General features: G+C 66.6%; 18 protein-coding genes. 6 read left to right on the forward strand and 12 right to left on the reverse strand.

The genetic code is table 11. The annotated features are described in order from the left end of the window. Positions 1 to 101: 101 nt before the first annotated feature. Both ACW173_RS19370 and eno read right to left on the reverse strand, forming a co-directional pair. A complete protein-coding gene (locus ACW173_RS19370; protein WP_047405705.1) occupies positions 102 to 404 on the reverse strand; it encodes an FtsB family cell division protein in 303 nt (100 codons plus the stop codon). Between the two features lie 371 nt (positions 405 to 775). After that, on the reverse strand, positions 776 to 2,056 hold the full coding sequence (eno, locus tag ACW173_RS19375; RefSeq protein ID WP_492081715.1) for a phosphopyruvate hydratase: 1,281 nt from the start codon (positions 2,054 to 2,056) through the stop codon (positions 776 to 778). 115 nt (positions 2,057 to 2,171) lie between these two features. Between eno and ACW173_RS19380 the strand changes: the two genes are divergently transcribed. Then, positions 2,172 to 2,942, forward strand: coding sequence for an enoyl-CoA hydratase (locus ACW173_RS19380; protein WP_492081716.1), 771 nt, complete (start codon positions 2,172 to 2,174; stop codon positions 2,940 to 2,942). A 3-nt stretch (positions 2,943 to 2,945) separates the two neighbouring features. On the opposite strand, the gene ACW173_RS19385 is transcribed toward ACW173_RS19380, so the two are convergent. From ACW173_RS19385 to secG, 4 genes are all read right to left on the reverse strand, one after another. Further along, positions 2,946 to 3,932: a retropepsin-like aspartic protease gene (locus ACW173_RS19385; protein WP_492081717.1), complete on the reverse strand. Its 987-nt coding sequence runs from the start codon at positions 3,930 to 3,932 to the stop codon at positions 2,946 to 2,948. 121 nt (positions 3,933 to 4,053) lie between these two features. Next, positions 4,054 to 4,236, reverse strand: a complete 183-nt coding sequence (rpmF, locus tag ACW173_RS19390; RefSeq protein ID WP_010919589.1) for a 50S ribosomal protein L32 — start codon at positions 4,234 to 4,236, stop codon at positions 4,054 to 4,056. Between the two features lie 115 nt (positions 4,237 to 4,351). Further along, a complete protein-coding gene (gene pyrG, locus ACW173_RS19395; protein ID WP_492081718.1) occupies positions 4,352 to 6,004 on the reverse strand; it encodes a CTP synthase in 1,653 nt (550 codons plus the stop codon). Positions 6,005 to 6,118: 114 nt separating this feature from the next. Continuing rightward, on the reverse strand, positions 6,119 to 6,658 hold the full coding sequence (secG, locus tag ACW173_RS19400; protein ID WP_492081719.1) for a preprotein translocase subunit SecG: 540 nt from the start codon (positions 6,656 to 6,658) through the stop codon (positions 6,119 to 6,121). A gap of 141 nt (positions 6,659 to 6,799) precedes the next feature. Here secG and ACW173_RS19405 point away from each other — a divergent pair, with 141 nt between their 5' ends. The 3 genes from ACW173_RS19405 (at position 6,800) to ACW173_RS19415 (ending at position 10,576) form a co-directional block, all read left to right on the forward strand. Next, positions 6,800 to 7,315 (forward strand): GNAT family N-acetyltransferase, encoded by a 516-nt coding sequence (locus ACW173_RS19405; RefSeq protein WP_492081720.1) that lies wholly within the window; start codon positions 6,800 to 6,802, stop codon positions 7,313 to 7,315. Positions 7,316 to 7,432: 117 nt separating this feature from the next. Beyond that, positions 7,433 to 9,220 carry a hypothetical protein gene (locus tag ACW173_RS19410; protein WP_492081721.1) on the forward strand — a complete coding sequence of 596 codons (1,788 nt, stop codon included), beginning with the start codon at positions 7,433 to 7,435 and terminating at the stop codon, positions 9,218 to 9,220. A 729-nt stretch (positions 9,221 to 9,949) separates the two neighbouring features. Next, positions 9,950 to 10,576 (forward strand): DsbA family protein, encoded by a 627-nt coding sequence (locus ACW173_RS19415; protein WP_492081722.1) that lies wholly within the window; start codon positions 9,950 to 9,952, stop codon positions 10,574 to 10,576. Positions 10,577 to 10,581: 5 nt separating this feature from the next. Here ACW173_RS19415 and mfd read toward each other — a convergent pair whose 3' ends face one another. The 3 genes from mfd to ACW173_RS19430 are packed head-to-tail and all read right to left on the reverse strand — an operon-like array spanning position 10,582 to position 15,119. After that, positions 10,582 to 14,049, reverse strand: a complete 3,468-nt coding sequence (gene mfd / locus ACW173_RS19420; protein WP_492081723.1) for a transcription-repair coupling factor — start codon at positions 14,047 to 14,049, stop codon at positions 10,582 to 10,584. Positions 14,050 to 14,053: 4 nt separating this feature from the next. Next, positions 14,054 to 14,347, reverse strand: coding sequence for an FAD assembly factor SdhE (locus ACW173_RS19425; RefSeq protein ID WP_125158468.1), 294 nt, complete (start codon positions 14,345 to 14,347; stop codon positions 14,054 to 14,056). 40 nt (positions 14,348 to 14,387) lie between these two features. Continuing rightward, complete coding sequence (locus ACW173_RS19430; protein ID WP_492086018.1) at positions 14,388 to 15,119, reverse strand: class I SAM-dependent methyltransferase; 732 nt, start codon at positions 15,117 to 15,119, stop codon at positions 14,388 to 14,390. A gap of 122 nt (positions 15,120 to 15,241) precedes the next feature. Here ACW173_RS19430 and ACW173_RS19435 point away from each other — a divergent pair, with 122 nt between their 5' ends. Continuing rightward, positions 15,242 to 16,942, forward strand: coding sequence for a DEAD/DEAH box helicase (locus ACW173_RS19435; RefSeq protein ID WP_492081724.1), 1,701 nt, complete (start codon positions 15,242 to 15,244; stop codon positions 16,940 to 16,942). Positions 16,943 to 17,003: 61 nt separating this feature from the next. Here ACW173_RS19435 and ACW173_RS19440 read toward each other — a convergent pair whose 3' ends face one another. Both ACW173_RS19440 and ACW173_RS19445 read right to left on the reverse strand, forming a co-directional pair. Beyond that, positions 17,004 to 17,687 (reverse strand): HTTM domain-containing protein, encoded by a 684-nt coding sequence (locus ACW173_RS19440; protein WP_492081725.1) that lies wholly within the window; start codon positions 17,685 to 17,687, stop codon positions 17,004 to 17,006. Next, positions 17,684 to 18,124 carry a hypothetical protein gene (locus tag ACW173_RS19445; protein WP_492081726.1) on the reverse strand — a complete coding sequence of 147 codons (441 nt, stop codon included), beginning with the start codon at positions 18,122 to 18,124 and terminating at the stop codon, positions 17,684 to 17,686. The genes ACW173_RS19440 and ACW173_RS19445 overlap by 4 nt, the downstream gene beginning before the upstream one ends. A 161-nt stretch (positions 18,125 to 18,285) precedes the next feature. Between ACW173_RS19445 and ACW173_RS19450 the strand changes: the two genes are divergently transcribed. Further along, a complete protein-coding gene (locus tag ACW173_RS19450; protein WP_492081727.1) occupies positions 18,286 to 18,558 on the forward strand; it encodes a hypothetical protein in 273 nt (90 codons plus the stop codon). Between the two features lie 57 nt (positions 18,559 to 18,615). Here the strand turns inward: ACW173_RS19450 and ACW173_RS19455 are convergent, their stop codons facing one another. Further along, on the reverse strand, positions 18,616 to 19,773 hold the full coding sequence (locus tag ACW173_RS19455) for a glycosyltransferase family 61 protein (protein WP_492081728.1): 1,158 nt from the start codon (positions 19,771 to 19,773) through the stop codon (positions 18,616 to 18,618). Positions 19,774 to 19,797 lie beyond the last annotated feature (24 nt).

Consider the following 19,797-nt stretch of genomic DNA (forward strand, 5'->3'; position numbering starts at 1 on the left):
TCGGTTCCGCGAAGGAAATGCCCTGGTGCACTTTCAAGACCGGTCCAGGATCGGATGATCCGCAGGCCGGCCCGCAGTCGATTCCGAGGTTACGGGATCGGTCAGCTCGGACGCTTGACCCGGATCACATAGTCCCTCGGGTCGGCATATCCTAGAAGGGAACGCGCACGTTCCTCCAAGAGATCAGCCGACAGACTGCCGCTGCGTAATAGACGAGCGCGGGCCTCCAGGTCCATCCTCTCCGCGCGTATCTTCCTGAGTTCCTTTGTTTTTGCTGCGAGGTCCGCATTGCGCTGCGATATCGACAGCAGCCCTCGATCACCCGTCAGAGCGTGAAAGGCGAAGTAGAAAATCAGGAAAAAGATCGCCGCGGTCGGCAGGAAGGGTTGCAGTCGGGCGAACATCTCGGTGTCCCAGAGAGGGACTCATAGAGTCGCAGACCGTGCTTAACGCCTTCTAAATCCAGGCATTGAGAAGGGTTATCGCCAAATCGCGAATTAGGCGAATGATGCTTTCAGATGAGATGGTTTCACCAGCATCTAGATGCCGCATCGCCGAAGCCATTTCGCGACCGCGAAGAGTGGGGAAATGGTCTCGTTTGAAACCACTGCTCAGCTTTTAGAAAATTTGTGGGTTAACCGCGCCGGCAACCATTCCGTTGATCGACAGAACCGCGCGCTGCGCGTCAGAATCATGGCGCCTCGAGCGCGCAAAGCAAAAGGCGCGGCCCCTTTCGGGAGCCGCGCCTCGTTAGATCCAGCGATCTGGAGGGCGCTTAGCGCCCCTTCAGCGCCGCGCGGGCGGCGTAGACGCCTTGGTCGTCCAGCATCTCTTCGATGCGCAGCAACTGGTTGTACTTGGCCGTACGGTCCGAGCGGGCCAGCGAGCCTGTCTTGATCTGACCGCAGTTCAGGGCGACAGCCAGGTCGGCGATCGTTGAGTCCTCGGTCTCGCCCGAGCGGTGGCTCATGACGCTGGTGTAGCCGTGACGGTGGGCCAGTTCGACGGCGTCGATGGTTTCCGACAGAGTGCCGATCTGGTTGACCTTGACCAGGATCGAGTTGGCCAGGCCCTTGTCCAGGCCCATCTGCAGGCGCGCCGGGTTGGTCACGAACAGATCGTCGCCGACCAGCTGGACCTTCTTGCCCAGGGTGTCGGTCAGCAGCTTCCAGCCGTCGAAGTCGTCCTCGGCCATGCCGTCCTCGATCGACAGGATCGGGAACTTGCCGGCCAGATCGGCCAGGTAGTCGACCATCTGGGCCGGATCGAGCGACTTGCCCTCACCTTCCAGCTCGTACTTGCCGTTCTTGAAGAACTCCGTCGAGGCCACGTCCAGGCCCAGGACGAAGTCCTCGCCAGCCTTGTAGCCGGCCTTCTCGCCAGCCTTGACGATGAAGTCGAGCGCGGCTTCGGCCGACGCCAGATTCGGGGCGAAACCGCCCTCGTCGCCGACGTTGGTGTTATGGCCAGCGTCCTTCAGCGCCTTCTTCAGGGCGTGGAAGATCTCGGCGCCCATGCGCAGGCCTTCGCGGAATTCCTTCGCGCCGGTCGGCAGGATCATGAACTCCTGGATGTCGATCGGATTATCGGCGTGGGCGCCGCCGTTGATGATGTTCATCATCGGGGTCGGCAGCACGCGGGCGTTCACGCCGCCGACGTACTTGTAGAGCGGCAGGCCGGCCGACTCGGCGGCGGCCTTGGCGGCGGCCAGAGAGACGCCCAGGATAGCGTTGGCGCCCAGGCGGGCCTTGTTCGGCGTGCCGTCCAGCTCGATCAGCAGATTGTCCAGGCGGCGCTGGTCCTCGGCGTCCACGCCCGACAGGGCGTCGAAGATCTCGCCGTTGACCGCGTCCACGGCTTGCTGCACGCCCTTGCCCAGATAGCGGGCCTTGTCGCCGTCACGCTTCTCGACCGCTTCGTGAGCGCCGGTCGAGGCGCCCGACGGCACCGCGGCGCGACCGAACGCGCCGTCTTCCAGAACGACGTCGACTTCGACGGTCGGGTTGCCCCGGCTGTCGAGAATTTCGCGGGCGATGATGTCGACGATCTCGGTCATGGACTGCTCCTAGAGGCCAAAAGGCGCGGCAGCCTTTAGCCGCCATGCGCCGGCTGCGCAACTTGACTTCCCCTCGGGAGGCCGACTGAACATCGGTCACAAACGGGAGGATCTCATGCTGGACGTCGAACGGCGCGGCCCGGTGGCCATCGTCACCCTCAATCGGCCCGAGGCGATGAACGCGCTCTCCAAGGCGCTTCGACGGGCTTTGTACGACGCCATGGTCGGGCTGGACGCCGATCCGGAGGTCAGCGTCGTGATCCTGACCGGCGCCGGCGAGAAGGCCTTCACCGCCGGTCTCGACCTCAAGGAACTGGGCGGCGATCCGGACGCGATGAGCGCGGCCAACGATCAGGACGCGCGCTCCAACCCGGTCCGGGCGGTCGAGACCTGCCGCAAGCCGGTGATCGGCGCGATCAACGGCGTGGCCATCACCGGCGGCTTCGAGCTGGCCCTGGCCTGTGACGTCCTGATCGCCTCGGAAGGCGCCCGCTTCGCCGACACCCACGCTCGCGTCGGCATCATGCCGGGCTGGGGGCTGTCGCAGAAGCTCTCGCGCCTGATCGGGATCTACCGCGCCAAGGAGCTGTCCCTGACCGGCAACTTCCTGGACGCACGCACGGCCGCCGACTGGGGCATGGTCAACCGTGTCGTCCCAGCCGCGGAACTGTTGCCGACCGCCATGCGGCTTGCGCAGGACATGGCTTCGATCCCGGTTGAAACGCTGTCGTTCTACAAGTCTCTGATCGACGAGGGTTATGCCCAAACGTTCGGTGACAGCCTGAAGACCGAGAACAGCCGCTCCACCACCCACAATCGCGAGGTCACGCCGGAGAAGGTCGAGGAACGCCGTCGCCAGGTCATGGCGCGAGGGCGCTCCCAGTAAGCTCTAGGCGTTCAGGGTCGGGGCGATCAAACCGCCCTGCCCCAGTCGGAACAGCACCCGCCCAAGGCCGAAATCCAGCTCGACCCGGGCGAACAGGCGCAGCACATCCACGCCCAGCAGCGCCGCCGGTCGGTCATTCAGTCCCCAGATGTCGAAGATGTGCAGATCGGCGAAGGCCATAGGGATGTTGGTGATCCGCAGCTCGCCCATCACGATCGAGGGCACGACGCGGAACTCGCCGAGCATCATCTCGCCACCGGCGGTCAGCAGCCGGACCTGCTGAACATTTTCGGGCGCGCGGCGGCGACGGGCGGCGATGGCGTGCGCGAGGGCCATGTTGCCAATGCTGATCCCGCCACCGGAGTCGATGAAAGCCAGCGCCCTGGCGCCGGCGATCCGCGAGTCGGCCAGGGTTAGCCGTCCGAACTTCTCGTCGGCGATCACCGAGACCTCGCGCGGCAGGCGGAACGAGCCGTTGATCGGCTGACTGCGGCGGATCTCCAACTGCTTCTTGCGGAAGTCGATGACGATGTTGCGGTCTTCCAGGATGTCGACTCCCAGCAGCCCCTCCGCGCCGATGCGCTCATAGGGCAGGACCGGCAAGGTCACGTCCGTCAACCGGGAATCACCGCTGCGCAGCAGCGTCACGCGGGCCGTCGAGCTCAGGACAGAACCGGAGACACCGTGCACCATCACGTCCGGCCCCCGCGGCAGGGCCAGGCGTTCCGCAATGGCCGGCGTCAGGACGCTGCGGTCCGCGCCGGTGTCGACGACGAATTGAAAAGGCCCCTGGCCGTTGATCATGACCGGCACGGTCATGCGGGCGTCCTGGTCCAGGGAAGCGTCCAGGATCAGCATCGGCTGTTCCGCGGGCGGGACCGGTACGGGCGGTGTCTGAGACAGCGAAACCGGCGTGATCGCGTCAGCCAGCGCCGGTGACGCGGCCAGCGAAAGACCCAGTCCCGCCGCTATGTCGCGGCGTGTGAGCATGGGCGTACCTCCCGTCACGGAAGGTAACACCGTTCTTTGAGCGCGCGACAGAAATACGACGAAAAACGCCGCCCGGAGGACCGGGCGGCGTTTTCGAAACCGTCAGTGACGGAAGGAGACCTTAGTCTTCCTTCGGCGTCAGGATCTGCTTGCCGTTGTACATGCCGGTCTTCAGATCGACATGGTGCGGACGGCGCAGCTCACCGGTGTCCTTGTCCTCGATGAACGAGTTGGCGCCCAGGGCGTGGTGCGACCGGCGCATGTTCCGGCGAGAAGGCGAAGTTTTTCTTTTGGGAACGGCCATCGAAGTGACTCTGCTCGCTGAGCGTGAAAATCGAGAGCGGCGACTCGGGAAAGCCCAGGTCGCCGCGTGAGGGCGCGCTTATGCCCGAATCTCTTCGGGGATGCAACACCGAGCTTTAAACCAGTCGACCGTGCTCCTTGGCCGCCGCGATGAAGCTGGCGAACAGCGGGTGCGGGGCGAACGGACGGCTCTTCAGTTCCGGGTGATACTGGACGCCGATGAACCACGGATGGTCGTCCCGCTCGACGATCTCGGGCAGCACGCCGTTCGGCGAGCGGCCGGTCAGTTTCAGGCCAGCCTCCTCCATCAGGTGGGCGTAGCCGATATTGACCTCGTAGCGATGCCTGTGGCGTTCGCTGATCTCGGTCGCGCCATAGATCTGCGCGACCTTGGAGCCGGCCGTCAGCACGGCCTCGTAGGCGCCAAGGCGCATGGTGCCGCCCAGGTCGTCGTTGGCGCGCCGCTGGACCGTCTCGTTGCCCTTGATCCACTCGGTCATGATGCCGACCACGGGACGCTCGGTCGGACCGAACTCGGACGAGCTGGCGTCCTTGATCCCAGCGACGTTCCGGAGGGTCTCGATCACGGCCATCTGCATGCCGAAGCAGATGCCGAAGTACGGCACCTTACGTTCGCGGGCGAACTGAGCCGCTCGGATCTTGCCTTCCGCGCCCCGCTCGCCAAAGCCGCCGGGCACCATGATGGCGTGGGCGTTCTCCAGCCGGGCCGCGGCCGCGCCTTCGTCGCCCTCGAAGGTCTCGCTCTCGACCCAGTCCAGGTTGACCTTGACCTTGTTGGCCAGGCCGCCGTGGTGCAGGGCCTCGATGAGGGATTTGTAGGCGTCCTTCAGCACCGTGTACTTGCCGACGACCGCGATGGTGACCTCGCCATCGGGGTGCTGGACGGTATTGTCGATCGTCTTCCAGCGCGTCAGGTCCGGCGCCGGCGCGTCCTGCATGCCAAAGACATCGAGGACTTCGGCGTCCAGGCCCTGCTCGTGATAGTCGATCGGCACGGCGTAGATGGACGAGCTATCCATCGCCTGGATGACCGCGCTGGGCCGCACGTTGCAGAACTGGGCGATCTTGCGCTTTTCCTCGGGCGGGATCTCCTGCTCGCAGCGGCAGAGCAGGATGTCCGGCTGGATGCCGATCGAACGCAGCTCCTTGACCGAGTGCTGGGTCGGCTTGGTCTTCATCTCGCCGGCCGTCTTGATGAACGGCAGCAGCGTCAAGTGCACGTAGCAGCTCTGGCCGCGCGGCAGGTCCTGGCGCAGTTGGCGGATGGCTTCGAAGAACGGCAGACCTTCGATATCGCCCACGGTGCCGCCGATCTCGACCAGCACGAAATCGACCGGCTTCTGGCCCGTCTCGTCCATGGCGGGCGATAGGACGAAGTCCTTGATCTCGTTGGTGACGTGCGGAATCACCTGAACGGTCGCGCCGAGGTAGTCGCCGCGGCGCTCCTTCTCGATGATCGTCTTGTAGATCTGGCCCGTCGTGATGTTGTCGGCCTTCTTGGCCGACACGCCGGTGAAGCGCTCGTAGTGACCGAGGTCGAGGTCGGTTTCCGCCCCGTCGTCGGTCACGAAAACCTCGCCATGCTGGTACGGGCTCATCGTGCCCGGATCGACGTTGAGGTAGGGGTCGAGCTTACGAAGGCGGACCGAGTAGCCACGCGCTTGCAGCAGCGCGCCGAGCGCCGCCGAGGCCAAACCCTTGCCAAGCGAGGAAACCACGCCGCCGGTGATGAAAATGTACCGCGTCATGGGCGATCAGCTTACCCGTGATTCGACGACGCCGGAAAAAGACCTGCGTTCATCAACAAGATTAAACCCCCGAGGTCGCCCTCGGGGGTCAGTGGAAGGCCGTCCTTGAGACGGTTATTGTTTCGGTTGTTCGGCCGCCGGGGCCGCGACGGTCGGAGCCGGAGCCGGAGCCACTTCGGCCGGCTTTGCGGCCGCCTTCGGAGCGGCCGGCTTCTTGGCCGGTTCGGTCGGGGTCGGAGCCAGCAGCGAAGGCTGCGGCGCGGTCGGGGCCGGCGCGTTGATCTGCGGAGTCGGGGCCTGGATGGCGCCCGGCTGGGCGGTCGATGGCGAAATGTCCGTGGCGGGAGCCTGAGGAGCCGGCGCCGCGTTCAGGCTGTTGGCGTCCAGGCTCTTGATGTTCAGACGGTCGGTGACCGAGCCGCCGGTGTTGGCGCGGCCCGTCAGAATCGTCAGCGTCAGGCTGATCAGGAGGAACAGCGAGAACAGGATCCAGGTGATGCGGGTGAGCAGGTCGCCGGCGCCGCGCGCGGTCATGAAGCCGGTATTGCCGCCGCCCATGCCCAGCGCGCCGCCTTCGGAGCGCTGCAGCAGGACCACCCCGATCAAACCGAGGCAAACGACGATATTGATGGCCAGCAGGACGCCGATGAGCATGACGAAGTTGTTCTCGATCCGGGCGCGGGCGAAATGCCGCGTGAAAAACGAAGCGGCCCCTCTACCACTAGAGGCGGCTACGCGCCATAGCTGGGAAGCGTGCTCCCCCACGCAAGCCCCAAAGCCAAATCTCCGGACCGCATGATCCTCGAGACCGAACGCCTGACCCTCGCCCCCCTGACGGTCGACGACGCGCCCCTGATCTATCCGTTCCTGAGCGACGCGGAAGTGATGTCCAATCTCGACCAGGAACCGATCGAGGATCCTGACGAGGTGGCCAGCCGCGTGGCCGCCCAGGTCGACCAGATGGGCGCCGGCGACGCCGCCTATTGGTGCATCCGCCATACGACGAGCGGCGCGTTCCTGGGCTATTGCGAGTTCATCGACATCGACAAGCGCCACGATCGGGCCGAGATCCGCTTCGTGGTCGACCGCAAGGGCTGGGGTCAGGGCTTCGGCGCCGAGGCGGTCGGCGCCCTGCTCGCCCATGGCGCCAGCAGCGGCCTCAAGAGCCTGGTGGCCAGCACCCACGTCGGCGACAATCGGGCCGAGCACCTGCTGAAGAAGCTGGGTTTCAAGGCCGAGGGTTATCTGAAGGGCGCCGTGCACCGTGACGGCGAGCGCCGGGACCGCCGTCTCTACGCCCTGGATTTGTAGAAGAATTCGTAGAGTCCGGGTGCGGCGATCAGTATTATCGACCCGGATGGTTAACGCAGGCATGGTCTGCGTTAACCGCCGCGCCCCGAATCGGGTGCGCCCGGAACGGAGATCCCGATGCGCTCGCCCGCCGACATGGACATCGTCCAGATCGACATCAGCACCAAGTGCCACCTGGCCTGCTCGAACTGCACGCGGCTGATCCCGCACCAGACCCAGCGTCGTGACATGGAGCTGGAGACCTTCGAGCGCTCGGTGAAAAGCATGGAGGGCTGGAACGCCCCCAACAAGGTCATCGGCGTCATCGCCGGCGAGCCCACCCTGCATGGCAATTTCGAGCAGATCTCGCGCCGCTTCGCCGAGCTGTGGGGCGGCCCCAACACCTCGAACGGTAAGGCGCCGATCAAGGATTTCAACGACTTCGCCACGCAGCGCCTGTTCGATCGCTCGAACGGCCGCGGGCTTTGGACCAGCCTCGGGAACGGGTTCTACAAGAACTACGAGACCATCATGGAGGTCTACAGCCACTTCAACACCAACACCCACGAGACCGCGGGCCAGCACCAGGCGCTGCTGATCAGCCGCAAGGACTACACCCAGGCGACCGGCATGTCGGACGCCGAGTGGGAGTACAACCGCGACAACTGCTGGGTGCAGAAGCTGTGGTCGGCGACCATCAACGATAAGGGCGCCTATTTCTGCGAAGTGGCCGGCGCCATCGACCGCCTGTACTTCGACGGACAGCGCGCCTGGCCGGTCGAGCAAGGCTGGTGGCAACGCACGCCGGACGACTTCAAGGACCAGCTGGACCTCTGCAACTATTGCGGCCTGGCCCAGCCCGGTCCGTCGCAGTTGGACCTGCTGGACCGCGACATCATCTCGGCCGAGCACAAGGCGATCCTCAAGAAGCTGGGCAGCCCGGCGATCCGCAAGCGCGCCTACGAGATGTTCGACCCCGCCCTGCACATGCAGAAGCGCCAAGTCGAAACGCGCGACAATTATGTGGGTGACGCCAGCTCGGGCCGCCGCGTTGGCATCGGCCACAACTCGACCAAGCCGCGCAAGCTGGCCTGCGTCCTGACCTCGGTCGGCTACGGCGACGACCTGGCCCTGACCCTGCCCACCAACATGCGCGAGTTCGACGAGATCATCGTCGTCACCTCGACCGACGACGCCCGCACCCAGGAGGTCGTCAAGGAAAACGGCGCGACCCTGGTGATCTCCGACCGCTGCTTCGAGGAAGACCACGCCTTCAACAAGGGCAAGATGCTGAACGACGGTCTGAAGGCGTTGAAGGACGCCGACTGGATCGTCTTCACCGACGCCGATATCGTCATGCACGAAGGCTTCTACGAGCTTTTCATGTCGCACTCGTGGAATCCCGGCTGTCTCTATTTCACCAGCCGCGTCGACAGCCAGAAGGTCGAGGGCAAGGGCGAGCAGACAAACTTCGAGCCAAACGGCTACTTCCAGCTGTTCAACGCCAAGGCCACGGCCATCCGCGACAGCTGGCCCAACATCGTCAGCGAGAACTTCTGCTCGGCCGGCAGTGTCGACAGCTGGTTCTATCAGCAATGGCGCCGCGACAACCTGTTCGGCATCAGCGACATCCCGGTCAAGCACATCGCCAGCGCCCGCCTGGGCGAGAACTGGAACGGCAAGCAGGCCAAGCCCAAGAAATGGCGCCAGTTCGGCATCCTGACCACCAATGGCTTCACCTCGCTGGACGCTTCGGCCACCACCGTTCCCGACGTCATCCGCCTGACCGACACCCGCCACGGCGAGACGGTCGAGCTGCACAAGGACGACCTGGACAAGCACGTCCACATCGGCCCCAACGGCCTGGTCTTCCAAGGCAAGGACATCGGTCACATGCACGTCCACGTGGCCTACTGGGCTGAGTGACGCTCACAGGCTCGCCGCTTCACGCGCCATTGTCGCTGAAGGGATGGGGACGGAAAGGGACGCGGAGCGCCGGGCCACGCCCGGAGTTTAAGTAGTTTGGTACCGTTTCGACGAAGCCAGACGCTCCGCGCGATCGTTATCCGGAAGCGTGACGTCCCGACGCTGTTCGCGCCTTGCCGCCCTTGAAGCCTCCGACGGGCGGGCCTGGCCGCGAAGCCTGGTCCCGGTCAGGAGCCTTTCGACTCCCCTGTCGCTCTCCTCGGCCCGCATCCACCGTCGTTTCTGTGTTCCAGGGTCGACTACCTCGGGGATGGTGCGGTCGCGGACCCAAATCGCCTTGAGTTCCGCGCCGACGAGCGCGCCCGCTCGATCGCCCCCCGTCGCCGCAACGGTCGCTGGCCATGCGCCCTTTCCTCGCGACGAGGTGAGTAGACTGTACGGCGGGTTTTAAGGCCGGGGATAAGTTGGCGTGAACGCTCGTCCAAGCCCCATGAGCGTCACGCTCCGCCTTAGTCAAAAACTCCCGTCATCCCGCGCTTTATGCGCGGGACCCATGGTTCAGCTTCCGCGTAAGAACGAAAACCCGCTCCTCACTTGCGGCGGATAAATGGGTCCCGCGCATAAAGCGCGGGATGACGATGAGGGTTAGATGCGAGCGAGCAAGGCGGCGTTCGCCCGTGCGCTGCCCGAATCCGCTATGCCTGCGCCTCTCGTTCCCGGAGTAACGCCATGCCTTTCCGTCAGTTCGTGGCGCTCGCCCTGTCCGTGTTCGCGCTGGCCGTCTGCGGGGCCGCCTTCGCCGCCGAGTACGGCTTCAAGGATCTGCTCAAAGACCCGGGCGTCCCGCGCCTCGGCGCCGCTGACCCCGACGTCACCATCGTCATGTACGGCGACTATAATTGCGGCTTCTGCAAGCGCATGGAGCCGGTCCTGGCGGAGGCGGTGAAGACCGATCGCAAGCTGGCCGTCATCCACAAGGACTGGCCGATCTTCGGCGACGTGTCCGAGCACGCCGCGCGGGTGGCGCTGGCGGCGACCTATCAGGGCCGGTACGAAGCCGTCCACCGAGTCTTCATGCTCTCGCCCACGCGCCTTAGCGACAAGCCGATGGTCGACGCCGTCGCCAAGCAAGCCGGCGTGGATTGGCCCCGTCTGACCCGCGACCTGAAGGCCCATAGCGGCGACATCGACGCCATTCTGGCGCGCAACGCACGCGAGGCCGGGCTCCTGTCTCTGCGGGGTACGCCGGGCCTGGTGATCAACGGCTACCTCATTCGCGGCGCGCTGTCGGACGAGGAACTGAAGACCGTGCTGCAGAAGATCCGCGCCGCCGGGGCGAAGCCGCCGGCGGCTTGAGGCCCCTACTCCTTGGCCAGCTTGGCCAGGACCGTCAGGATCTTCTCGGCGGCGTCGAGACGTTGGGCCGGCGTGTCCCACTCGCCCTTGACCACGACCTTCTGGTCCGGACGGACCTTCCAAATCACGCTGTTCTTGCCGACATACTGCATCAGCCCCAGCGGGTTGGCGTAGGTATCGTTGCGGAAGCTGGCCACGGCGCCCTTAGGCCCCACGTCGATCTTGGCGACATTGGCCTCGCGGCACAGACCCTTGATGGCGACGACCTTGAGCAAGCTGCCGGTCTCGGGCGGCAGCGGGCCGAAGCGGTCGATCATCTCGGCGGCCAGGGCTTCGCGGTCGGCGGCCTGTTCGGCGTCGGACAGGCGGCGATAGAGCGACAGGCGCACGTTCAGGTCCGGTACGTATTCGTCCGGGATCATCACGGCCGCGCCGGTGTTGATCTGCGGCGACCAGCCACGATCCTCCAGCAGGGCTTCCTGGCCCTGGCGCTGGCGTAGCTCGGCGACGGCGTCCTCCAGCATCTGCTGGTAGAGCTCGACGCCGATCTCCTTGATGTGGCCGCTCTGCTCGTCGCCCAGCAGGTTGCCGCCGCCGCGCTGGTCCAGGTCGTGGCTGGCCAGCTGGAAGCCGGCCCCCAAGCTGTCCAGCGACTGCAGCACCTGCAGACGCTTCTCGGCCGACAGGGTCAACGACTTCTCGACCGGCGTCGTCAGATAGGCGTAGGCGCGAGCCTTGGAGCGGCCGACGCGGCCCCGGATCTGGTAGAGTTGGGCCAGGCCGAACATGTCGGCGCGGTGGACGATCAGGGTGTTGGCGGACGGGATATCCAGGCCGCTCTCGACGATCGTCGTGGCAAGCAGTACGTCGTACTGGCCCTCGTAGAAGGCCGTCATCACGTCTTCCAGCTGGGTGGCCGCCATCTGGCCGTGGCCGACGACGTACTTGATCTCGGGGACCTGGGCGCGGAGGAACTTCTCGATATCCTCCAGGTCCTTGATGCGCGGCACGACGTAGTAGGACTGGCCGCCACGGTACTTCTCGCGCAGCAGGGCCTCGCGCAGAGTCACGGGGTCGAACGGGCTGATATAGGTGCGTACCGCCAGGCGATCGACCGGCGGGGTGGCGATGATCGACATCTCGCGGATGCCCGACAGCGCCATCTGCAGCGTGCGCGGGATCGGCGTCGCGGTCAGGGTCAGCATGTGCACGTCGGCGCGAAGCTCCTTGAGCTTCTCCTTGTGCTTGACCCCGAAGTGCTGCTCCTCGTCGACGATGACCATGCCCAGGTCCTTGAACGAGACCTGCTTGGACAGCACCGCGTGGGTGCCCACGACGATTTCGATCGTCCCGTCGGCCAGTCCTTCGCGGGCCTCGGCGGCCTCCTTGCCGGTGACCAGGCGCGACAGGCGCGTGACCTTGATCGGCCAGCCCTGGAAGCGGTCCTTGAAGGTCTTGTAGTGCTGGCGGGCCAGCAGCGTGGTCGGGCAGACGATGGCCACCTGCTTGCCGCTCATCGCCACCACGAACGCCGCGCGTAGGGCGACTTCCGTCTTGCCGAAGCCGACGTCGCCGCAGATCAGGCGGTCCATCGGCTTGCCGGACGCCAGGTCTTCCAGCACGTCGTGGATGGCGCTGAGCTGGTCGTCCGTCTCCTCGTAAGGGAAGCGGGCGCAGAACTCGTCGAACACGCCCTGGGGCGCGTCGGTCTCTTCCACGGACTTCAGCTGGCGGGCGGCGGCGATCTGGATCAGGCCCTCGGCCATGACCCGCAGGCGTTCCTTGGCCTTGGCCTTGCGGCCCTGCCAGGCGGCGCCGCCCAGCTTGTCCAGCTGCACGGTCTCGGGATCCGAGGCGCCGTAGCGGGTCAAGAGGTCGATGTTCTCGACCGGCAGGTAGAGCTTGGCCTCGCCGCCATATAGCAGGTCCAGGCAGTCGTGCGGCGCCCCCTGGACGTCCAGGGTCTTCAGGCCCTCGTAACGGCCGATGCCGTGGTCGATGTGGACGACCAGATCGCCCGGGGTCAGGGCGCTGGCCTCGGCCAGGAAGTTGGCGGCGCGGCGCTTCTTGCGCGGGCGCGCCAGGCGGTCGCCCAGGATGTCGGTCTCGGAAATGACCGCCAGGCTGTCGGTCTCGAAACCATGGTCCAGCGGCAGCACGACCCGCTGCGGGGTCTTCGGGTCATTAGCCTTGGCCGCCTGCCAGTAGCCGGCATAGGGGATCTTCTTAAGGCCATGGTCGGCCAGCATGGTCCCCAGGCGCTCGGACGAGCCCTCGGACCACGAGGCGAACAGCACGCGCTTGCCGTCGGCGGCCAATTTCTTGGCGTGGTCGGCGGTGGCCTCGAACAGGTTGACGCTGTCCTGGGCGCGCTCGGCGGCGAAAACGCGGCCCAGCTTGGCGCCCATGTCGACGACGTCCAGGCCCTGGGGCTGGAACGGCGTGAACTGGCGGTGCGCGCGGTCGGTGAGCTCGCGGTCCCACTCCGCGGCGGTCAGGTACAGGGCCTGCGGCGCCAACGGGCGATAGGCAGACTTGCGGTCGGCGCTGGCGCGGGCCTCGTAGGCGTCCTGGATCATGGCCAGGCGCTCGTCGCGAGCCTCGGCGGCCTGGTGGTCGACGCCGATCAGCGATCCGGCCGGGAGGTAGTCGAACAGCGTCGCCATCCGCTCATAGAACAGCGGCAGCCAGTGCTCGAGGCCGGCGCGGCGCCCGCCCTCGCTGACGGCGGCGTACAGCGCGTCGTCCCCCGGCGCGCCGAACTGCGCGACATAACCCTTGCGGAACCGCGAGATGCCGTCGGCGTCCAGCAGCGCTTCGCTAACCGGCAGCAGGTCGATTTCCTTGAGCTGCTTGGTGGAGCGCTGGGTCTCGGGATCGAAGGCGCGGATGCTTTCCAGCGTGTCGCCGAACAGATCGAGGCGCACCGGCTCCTCGGCGGCCGGCGGATAGACGTCGATGACGCCGCCCCGGATCGCGAACTCGCCACGCTCCGACACCGTCGAGGCGCGGGTGTAGCCGTTGACCGCGAAATAGCGCTCCAGGTCCTTGAGATCGACGCTGTTCCCGACCTTGGCGCTGTAGCTGGCCCGCAGCAGGACGTCCTTGGTCGGCACGCGCTGCAGCAGGGCCGGCGCGGCGATGACCAGGATGGCCGGCTTCTTTTCCCCCAGGCCTCGGGCCAGGCGCGACAGGGTCGACATCCGTGTGGCCGAGACGCCCGAGGACGGACCGATGCGGTCATAAGGCAGGCAGTCCCACGACGGGAACAGCACCGCCTCGATCTCGGGCGAGAAGAACTTCAGGGCGTCGATGAAGGCGCCGGCCCGGGCGGTGTCGCGGGCCACGAAGGCGGTCAGGCCGCCGCGCGCGCGGGCGATGTCGGCCATCACCAGCGCGTCGAAGCCCTCCGGCGCGCCGGCCAGGGTCAAGCCTCCGGCGGCCTTGGCGATCTGTTTGGCGTCGTAGCTCATGCTCTTAAGCGCCGTCCCCAGTCGGGCGCGATGCGTGCGCCTCGAACCTGAACGCACGGATCATCGCCAGGACGTCCGTCTCGAACTTTTCCGGCGTCGGCTCCTGTCCGACGATCCAGGCATAGATCTCGCGGTCCGACTCTTCGAGCAGGGTTTCCAGCGTGTCGATCTGCTCTGGGGTCAGGTTCGGGCCATGGACGTCCGCGAACGGGCCCAGAATGAGGTCCGCTTCCCGGAAGCCGCGATGCCAGGCGCGAAAACGAAGGCGCCTTAGGCGGGAGTCGTGGTCGATGGTCATGTGCTCGCGGATATAGAGCGGCCCCGGACCGGACGCTAGACTACGGCTTGCGCCACTCCATGATGAGATACCAGGGCACGCGTCGGTATCTGTCAGCGCGGTCGCTGGGGCCGCCAACCGGTTCGGGCTCGTCGAAGTGGGTGAGGACCAGGCCCTGGCCCAGGAACCACTGCATGTAATCCTTGAGCGGACGGTGCCAGTTGAGGATCTCGATGCCGCGCCAACGCTGCCACTCGGCGCGAGGCTCCAGATAGCGGTCGATGGCGAAGCCGGCCCCGCGCCCCAGCAGCTTCTTGCGCCAGCCGCCGTGGGCCCGGGCCGTCGAGAAACTGGTGAGGTTGGCGACCAGCAGCGTCCCGCCCGGCTTCAGCACCCGAAACATCTCGGCGATCGCCTGGCCGGCGGGTTCGATGTCGATCAGCGACAGACAGCTGACCACGAGGTCGAAGCTGTCGTCGGCGAAATCGAGCGCTTCGGCGCGGCCCTCGACATAGGACCCTCGCGGATCCTTGGCCCGCGCCGCCGTCAGCAGTTCAGCGGTCGGATCCAGGCCCACCGGATCGAAGCCCTCGGCGCCCAGGACCCGGCAGAACCGCCCTTCCCCACAGCCGACATCGAGCGCCCGGCCGCCATTCAGCAGGCGCAGGCGCGCGATCATGGGCGCGTCGAGCACATACTGGCGGCCATAGTCGCCCCGCTCGCCCATGTCGGCGATCCAGGCTTTCGCGGAACTGTTCCAGCCGCCGTCGCTCATCTTCCGAACACTTCCTATCGCCTTGTCAGCATTGACTTTGCCGACTTTACGCCTATTTATCCCCAGCTTCGGAGCAGGTCTGGCGAATCCGCGCCGCCCGCTCGCCCAAGCACGGGCGGCTCCGAGCAGACCAGCGTGTAATGACAGAATTTTCCGATCTCGGGCTCTCGCCCACGACCCTGCAGGCGGTCGCCGACACCGGCTATACCACCGCGACCCCCATTCAAGCCCAGGCCATTCCTGTCGCCCTCGCGGGCCAGGACGTGCTTGGCATCGCCCAGACGGGCACCGGCAAGACCGCCGCCTTCACCCTTCCGCTGATCGACCGCTTGCAGTCGGGCCGCGCCAAGGCCCGCATGCCGCGCGCCCTGGTCATCGCCCCGACCCGCGAACTGGCCGACCAGGTGGCCGCCAGCTTCGAGAAGTACGCCAAGGGCACCAAGCTCTCGTGGGCCCTGCTGATCGGCGGCGTCTCGTTCGGCGACCAGGAAAAGAAGCTGGACCGCGGCGTCGACGTGCTGATCGCCACGCCCGGCCGCCTGCTCGACCACTTCGAGCGCGGCAAGCTGCTGATGACCGGCGTGCAGTTCCTCGTCGTCGACGAAGCCGACCGCATGCTGGACATGGGCTTCATCCCCGACATCGAGCGCATCTTCAAGATGACGCCACCCAAGAAGCAGACGCTGTTCTTCTCGGCGACCATGCCGCCGGAAATCACGCGCCTGACCAAGCAGTTCCTGAAGGACCCGGTGCGGATCGAGGTGGCCAAGCCCGCCACGACCAACGCCAACATCACCCAGCTGATGGTCAAGGTCCCCTCCTCCGATCCCAAGGCCAAGCGCCTGGCGCTGCGCGCGCTGGTCGAGAAGGCCCAGATCGAGACCGGCATAGTATTCTGCAACCGCAAGACCGAAGTCGACATCGTCGCCAAGTCGCTGCGCGTGCACGGCTTCGACGCCGCCGCGATCCACGGTGACCTCGACCAGAGCCAGCGCATGAAGACCCTGGCGGACTTCCGCTCGGGCGCGCTGAAGATCCTGGTGGCCTCGGACGTCGCCGCGCGCGGCCTGGACATCCCGGCCGTCAGCCACGTCTTCAACTACGACGTCCCGCACCACGCCGACGACTACGTCCACCGCATCGGCCGCACCGGCCGCGCCGGCCGCACGGGCGTGACCTACATGCTGGTCACCCCGGCCGACGACAAGGGCTTCGACAAGGTCATCAAGCTGATCGGCTCGACCCCGGACGAGGAGAAGCTCGAGCTCGACTACTCCAACGCCGTGACCGTCAAGCGCGACGGCGACCGTGACCGCAAGCGCGGTGGTCGTGATCGCGGTGGTGATCGCCCCGAACGCGGCGAACGTCCCTCGCCGCGCAGCCGTGGCCGTCGCACCGAGGAAGCCGCAGCCGACGCGCCGGCCGAAGCCGTCGTCGCCGCTGCCGAGGCTCCTGAAGCCGCCGTCGCCGAAGAACGTCCCGCCCGCGAGCGCCGCCCGCGCCGCGAACGTGATCGCGCCCCTCGCGCCGAAGCCGCCCCGGCGGTCGAAGCCGAGCGTCCCGAACGCACGGAACGTCCTGAGCGTGCGGAGCGTCCTGAACGCACTGAGCGCCCGGCCCGCGCCGAACGTCCGGAGCGTGCTGAACGCGCCGAGCGTCCGGACCGCAGCGAACGGCCTGAGCGTAGCGAACGTCCTGAGCGTAGCGAACGTCCGGAACGCCCTGAGCGTCCGGTCCGTGGCGTCCAGCCCGTCCGCGACCGTGACGACGACGATCGTCGCGTGGTCGGCTTCGGCAACGACGTTCCGGCCTTCCTGGCCCGCCCGCCGCGCGGCAAGTAAGGCTCAAGACCTCTATCGAATGACGAAGGCGCCGGACGAAAGTTCGGCGCCTTTCGTTTGCCTAGTGGAACAGTCGCCCCTGCAGCCACAGGATGGCCGGATAGACCGCCAGCCAGGTCCAGAAGAACCGGTTCAGGCCAAACAGGCAGGCATTGGCCAGGTGGAAGGTCGCCGCCACGACCAGCCCCGCGATCAGGGCCGGCTTCCACAACAGGGTCAGCGGGAAGAGCAGCTCGAACCCCATCACCGCCCACGACATGGCCAAAAGCACGCGCGGCCGGTCGGCCCAGGCGCGCAGGGCCTGGCTGACCGGATAGGCCGAGAACCGGAAGACATCGGCCAGGGCCCGGCCCGAGCGCCAGTCGGGGTTGATGATCTTCACCCCGCCGGAGATGAAATAGGACAGGGTCAGCTGCGCGCCCAGATAGCCGAAGGCCAGCTCCTGCAAGGCGGGCGTCGGCAGCAGGCGCGCGGCGGTCAGGCACCATAGGGCCAGCAAGCCCATCCGGTCGCTGCCGCCGTTATACGGCCCCTCGAACCGGTAGAGGATCAGCACCGACAGCCCCGCCAGCCCGACCAGCGGCCAGGGCGCGGCGATGCCGGCCAGCACCAGCAGGCACAGGACGATCCGGACGCCGAACAGCAGCTGCTCGTTCCGGAACCGCGTCAAGTGCTCCAGGCTCTGCTGGATCAGGGCCAGGACCAGCAGGATCTCGGTCAGGCGGGCAGCGAAGGACAGGCTCATCGGACCGCGATCTCCGCGAGAAGGCGCGGCGCGGGCTGGAACAGCACCTCTTCGACCAGCGCCTCGCCCACGCGGCTGACGAAGACCAGGCGGAAGCACAACCAGGGTCGCTCGGCGTCCCGCGGCTCGCGCGCCAGGTCGGCGGCGATACGCTTGAAGATCTGAGCCTCGCCGTGGCCCGGGTCGTCGTCGGTCAGGCGATCGGCGCAGCCGGCCAGGAACAGGGTCTCGTTCCAGCGCGGGTTCCAGAACAGGCGCGTCAGCATGGCCAGCGGCGACAGGCGCTGGGGCCTGGGCCGGAACTCTCGCCACTGGCCTTGCGCATCGCCGATCGAGCGCAACCGAGCGTATTCGACGCGCGGCGCGGGCGCGATCACGTCGAAGAAATTCCAGGATGGGATCAGCGCGGGCAGAAGCAGCTTCAGGGGGCTGCGCACGGGTCCCTCCAGAATCGGCGAGTGGAATCCGAGCCTAGCCGGACCAGCGTCTCTCGCCCAATGGCCAGGCTCGCGGAACGCTGTTATCGTTGCACACGTTTTCGGCTTGATCGCGCCGGAGCCCGGCCGGTCTCGCCCAACAAGAATGGGAGGACTGCAACGTGGCCGCTATCGAACCCGAACTCGACAAGGAAGCGATCCTGATCGCGCACGAGAAGACATATCACGCCTTCTCGGTGCTGCTGCGCTGGTCCATGCTGGGCTTGGCGGCCTCGATCAGTGGCCTGACGGTGTGGTTCGCCACGCCGGGCGGCTTCTGGGGCGGCCTGATCACCTTCGCCCTGGTCTGGGCCGCCGGCTACTACGGCATGGTCAAGCGCGAGGAGCAGCAACCGCTGGACCCGTGGGTCCCCGGCCGCAAGGGCATCCTCTAGTCTATTCTTGACGCATTTTCGGACGACGGACGGGTATCCACTTCGTCTGAAAATGCTTTAGAGCGCCGCATCCACGAAGGCCAACAGGTCGTCCAACGGCGGCCTGTAGGCGAACTTGAAGCCTCGGCGCAGCCGGGCCAGCAGCGGGGCCATGCGCGGCGGGCACGGCGACGCGCAGACATAGCCACGCCAGTCGACCCCGACTTGCCGACAAGCAGCGCGCACCCACTGGCTGGTGAAGTTCAAGGGTTGGATCTCCACGACCCGCGCGCCGCGCGGCAGGAACAGGGCGTTGGCCAGGGCCGCGCCGCTGGCGCCGACCAGCACCTCGGCCTCGCGCATCAAGGCCACCTGCTCACCGGCGCTGAGGGTCTCGGGCCGGACGATGGTGAAGCCGCGCGCGGCCAGGGCCTTCTCGAACGCCGCCTCGCCGACCATCACCCGCATCGACTGGCCCCGACGCGAAAGATAGACGCGCTTGACGCCCTTCCCCGCCGGCGCCCGCTCCAGGATCCGTGCGGCGACATCGGCCACCAGACCGTTCGGGCGATGCAGAAAGTGATCCATGCTGCTGGCGAAGGCCGCCCGCTTCAGCCGGACGACGGGCGCCTCGACCTCGCGAACCTGGCGGCCAGGAAAGGCCATGGCGATCAGGTCGCGCTGCCAGGCCGACAGCTCCGGGGCCAGCACCGGCGCGTCGTCCAGCAGGCCCGCCTGTTCCAGCAGCAGCAGCGAAGGCAAGGCGTCGATGACGAAGTGGCCATAGTTGAAGGTCCCGCCCCACGGCATGAACACCGCGCCGTGCTCCAGATCGGGCGCGACGGCCGGCGGCGTGAAGCGGGTCGCGTTCTCCTCCACGCCTGGGATCACCGATAGGTCGGGCGAACTTGGCCGCACGCCGCCGATGGTGGGGCTGTAGAGAGCGCCGTCGACGCCGATCAGCGCGCCGAAGCTCGGAAACCACCAGCTCTCGCCGATCGCGGCGAAGACCGGCACGTCCACATGGGGCGGCGTGGCGATGTCATAGGGCCAGGCGGCGGCTTCCGGGCCGCCCAGCAGCCCCTCCAGCGCGCCGGCCGAGAGGTCGTGCGGCGGCGACCAGACCACGCCCGTCTCGCCGCGCCCGAAGCGCTCGCGCAGTTCCGGCGCGAGCATTTGCGGCAGGTCCTGAGCTTCGACGAGTCGCAGAGTCAGCGGCATGCGCGCTTGAAGCATGCCGCGCTCCGGAGATCAAAGGGG

Source organism: Caulobacter sp. ALps2, from assembly GCF_058681635.1.

Bases quoted from the DNA above. Each gene is read 5' to 3' on its own strand.
- mfd (WP_492081723.1), bottom strand. From the start codon at position 14,049: ATGAGCTACGACGCCAAACAGATCGCCAAGGCCGCCGGAGGCTTGACC.
- ACW173_RS19385 (WP_492081717.1), bottom strand. From the start codon at position 3,932: ATGCTCACACGCCGCGACATAGCGGCGGGACTGGGTCTTTCGCTGGCC.
- secG (WP_492081719.1), bottom strand. From the start codon at position 6,658: ATGCTCATCGGCGTCCTGCTGGCCATCAATATCGTCGTTTGCCTCGGT.
- ACW173_RS19380 (WP_492081716.1), top strand. From the start codon at position 2,172: ATGCTGGACGTCGAACGGCGCGGCCCGGTGGCCATCGTCACCCTCAAT.
- ACW173_RS19415 (WP_492081722.1), top strand. From the start codon at position 9,950: ATGCCTTTCCGTCAGTTCGTGGCGCTCGCCCTGTCCGTGTTCGCGCTG.
- rpmF (WP_010919589.1), bottom strand. From the start codon at position 4,236: ATGGCCGTTCCCAAAAGAAAAACTTCGCCTTCTCGCCGGAACATGCGC.
- ACW173_RS19410 (WP_492081721.1), top strand. From the start codon at position 7,433: ATGCGCTCGCCCGCCGACATGGACATCGTCCAGATCGACATCAGCACC.
- ACW173_RS19425 (WP_125158468.1), bottom strand. From the start codon at position 14,347: ATGACCATCGACCACGACTCCCGCCTAAGGCGCCTTCGTTTTCGCGCC.
- pyrG (WP_492081718.1), bottom strand. From the start codon at position 6,004: ATGACGCGGTACATTTTCATCACCGGCGGCGTGGTTTCCTCGCTTGGC.
- ACW173_RS19440 (WP_492081725.1), bottom strand. From the start codon at position 17,687: ATGAGCCTGTCCTTCGCTGCCCGCCTGACCGAGATCCTGCTGGTCCTG.
- ACW173_RS19455 (WP_492081728.1), bottom strand. From the start codon at position 19,773: ATGCTTCAAGCGCGCATGCCGCTGACTCTGCGACTCGTCGAAGCTCAG.
- ACW173_RS19370 (WP_047405705.1), bottom strand. From the start codon at position 404: ATGTTCGCCCGACTGCAACCCTTCCTGCCGACCGCGGCGATCTTTTTC.
- ACW173_RS19405 (WP_492081720.1), top strand. From the start codon at position 6,800: ATGATCCTCGAGACCGAACGCCTGACCCTCGCCCCCCTGACGGTCGAC.
- eno (WP_492081715.1), bottom strand. From the start codon at position 2,056: ATGACCGAGATCGTCGACATCATCGCCCGCGAAATTCTCGACAGCCGG.
- ACW173_RS19435 (WP_492081724.1), top strand. From the start codon at position 15,242: ATGACAGAATTTTCCGATCTCGGGCTCTCGCCCACGACCCTGCAGGCG.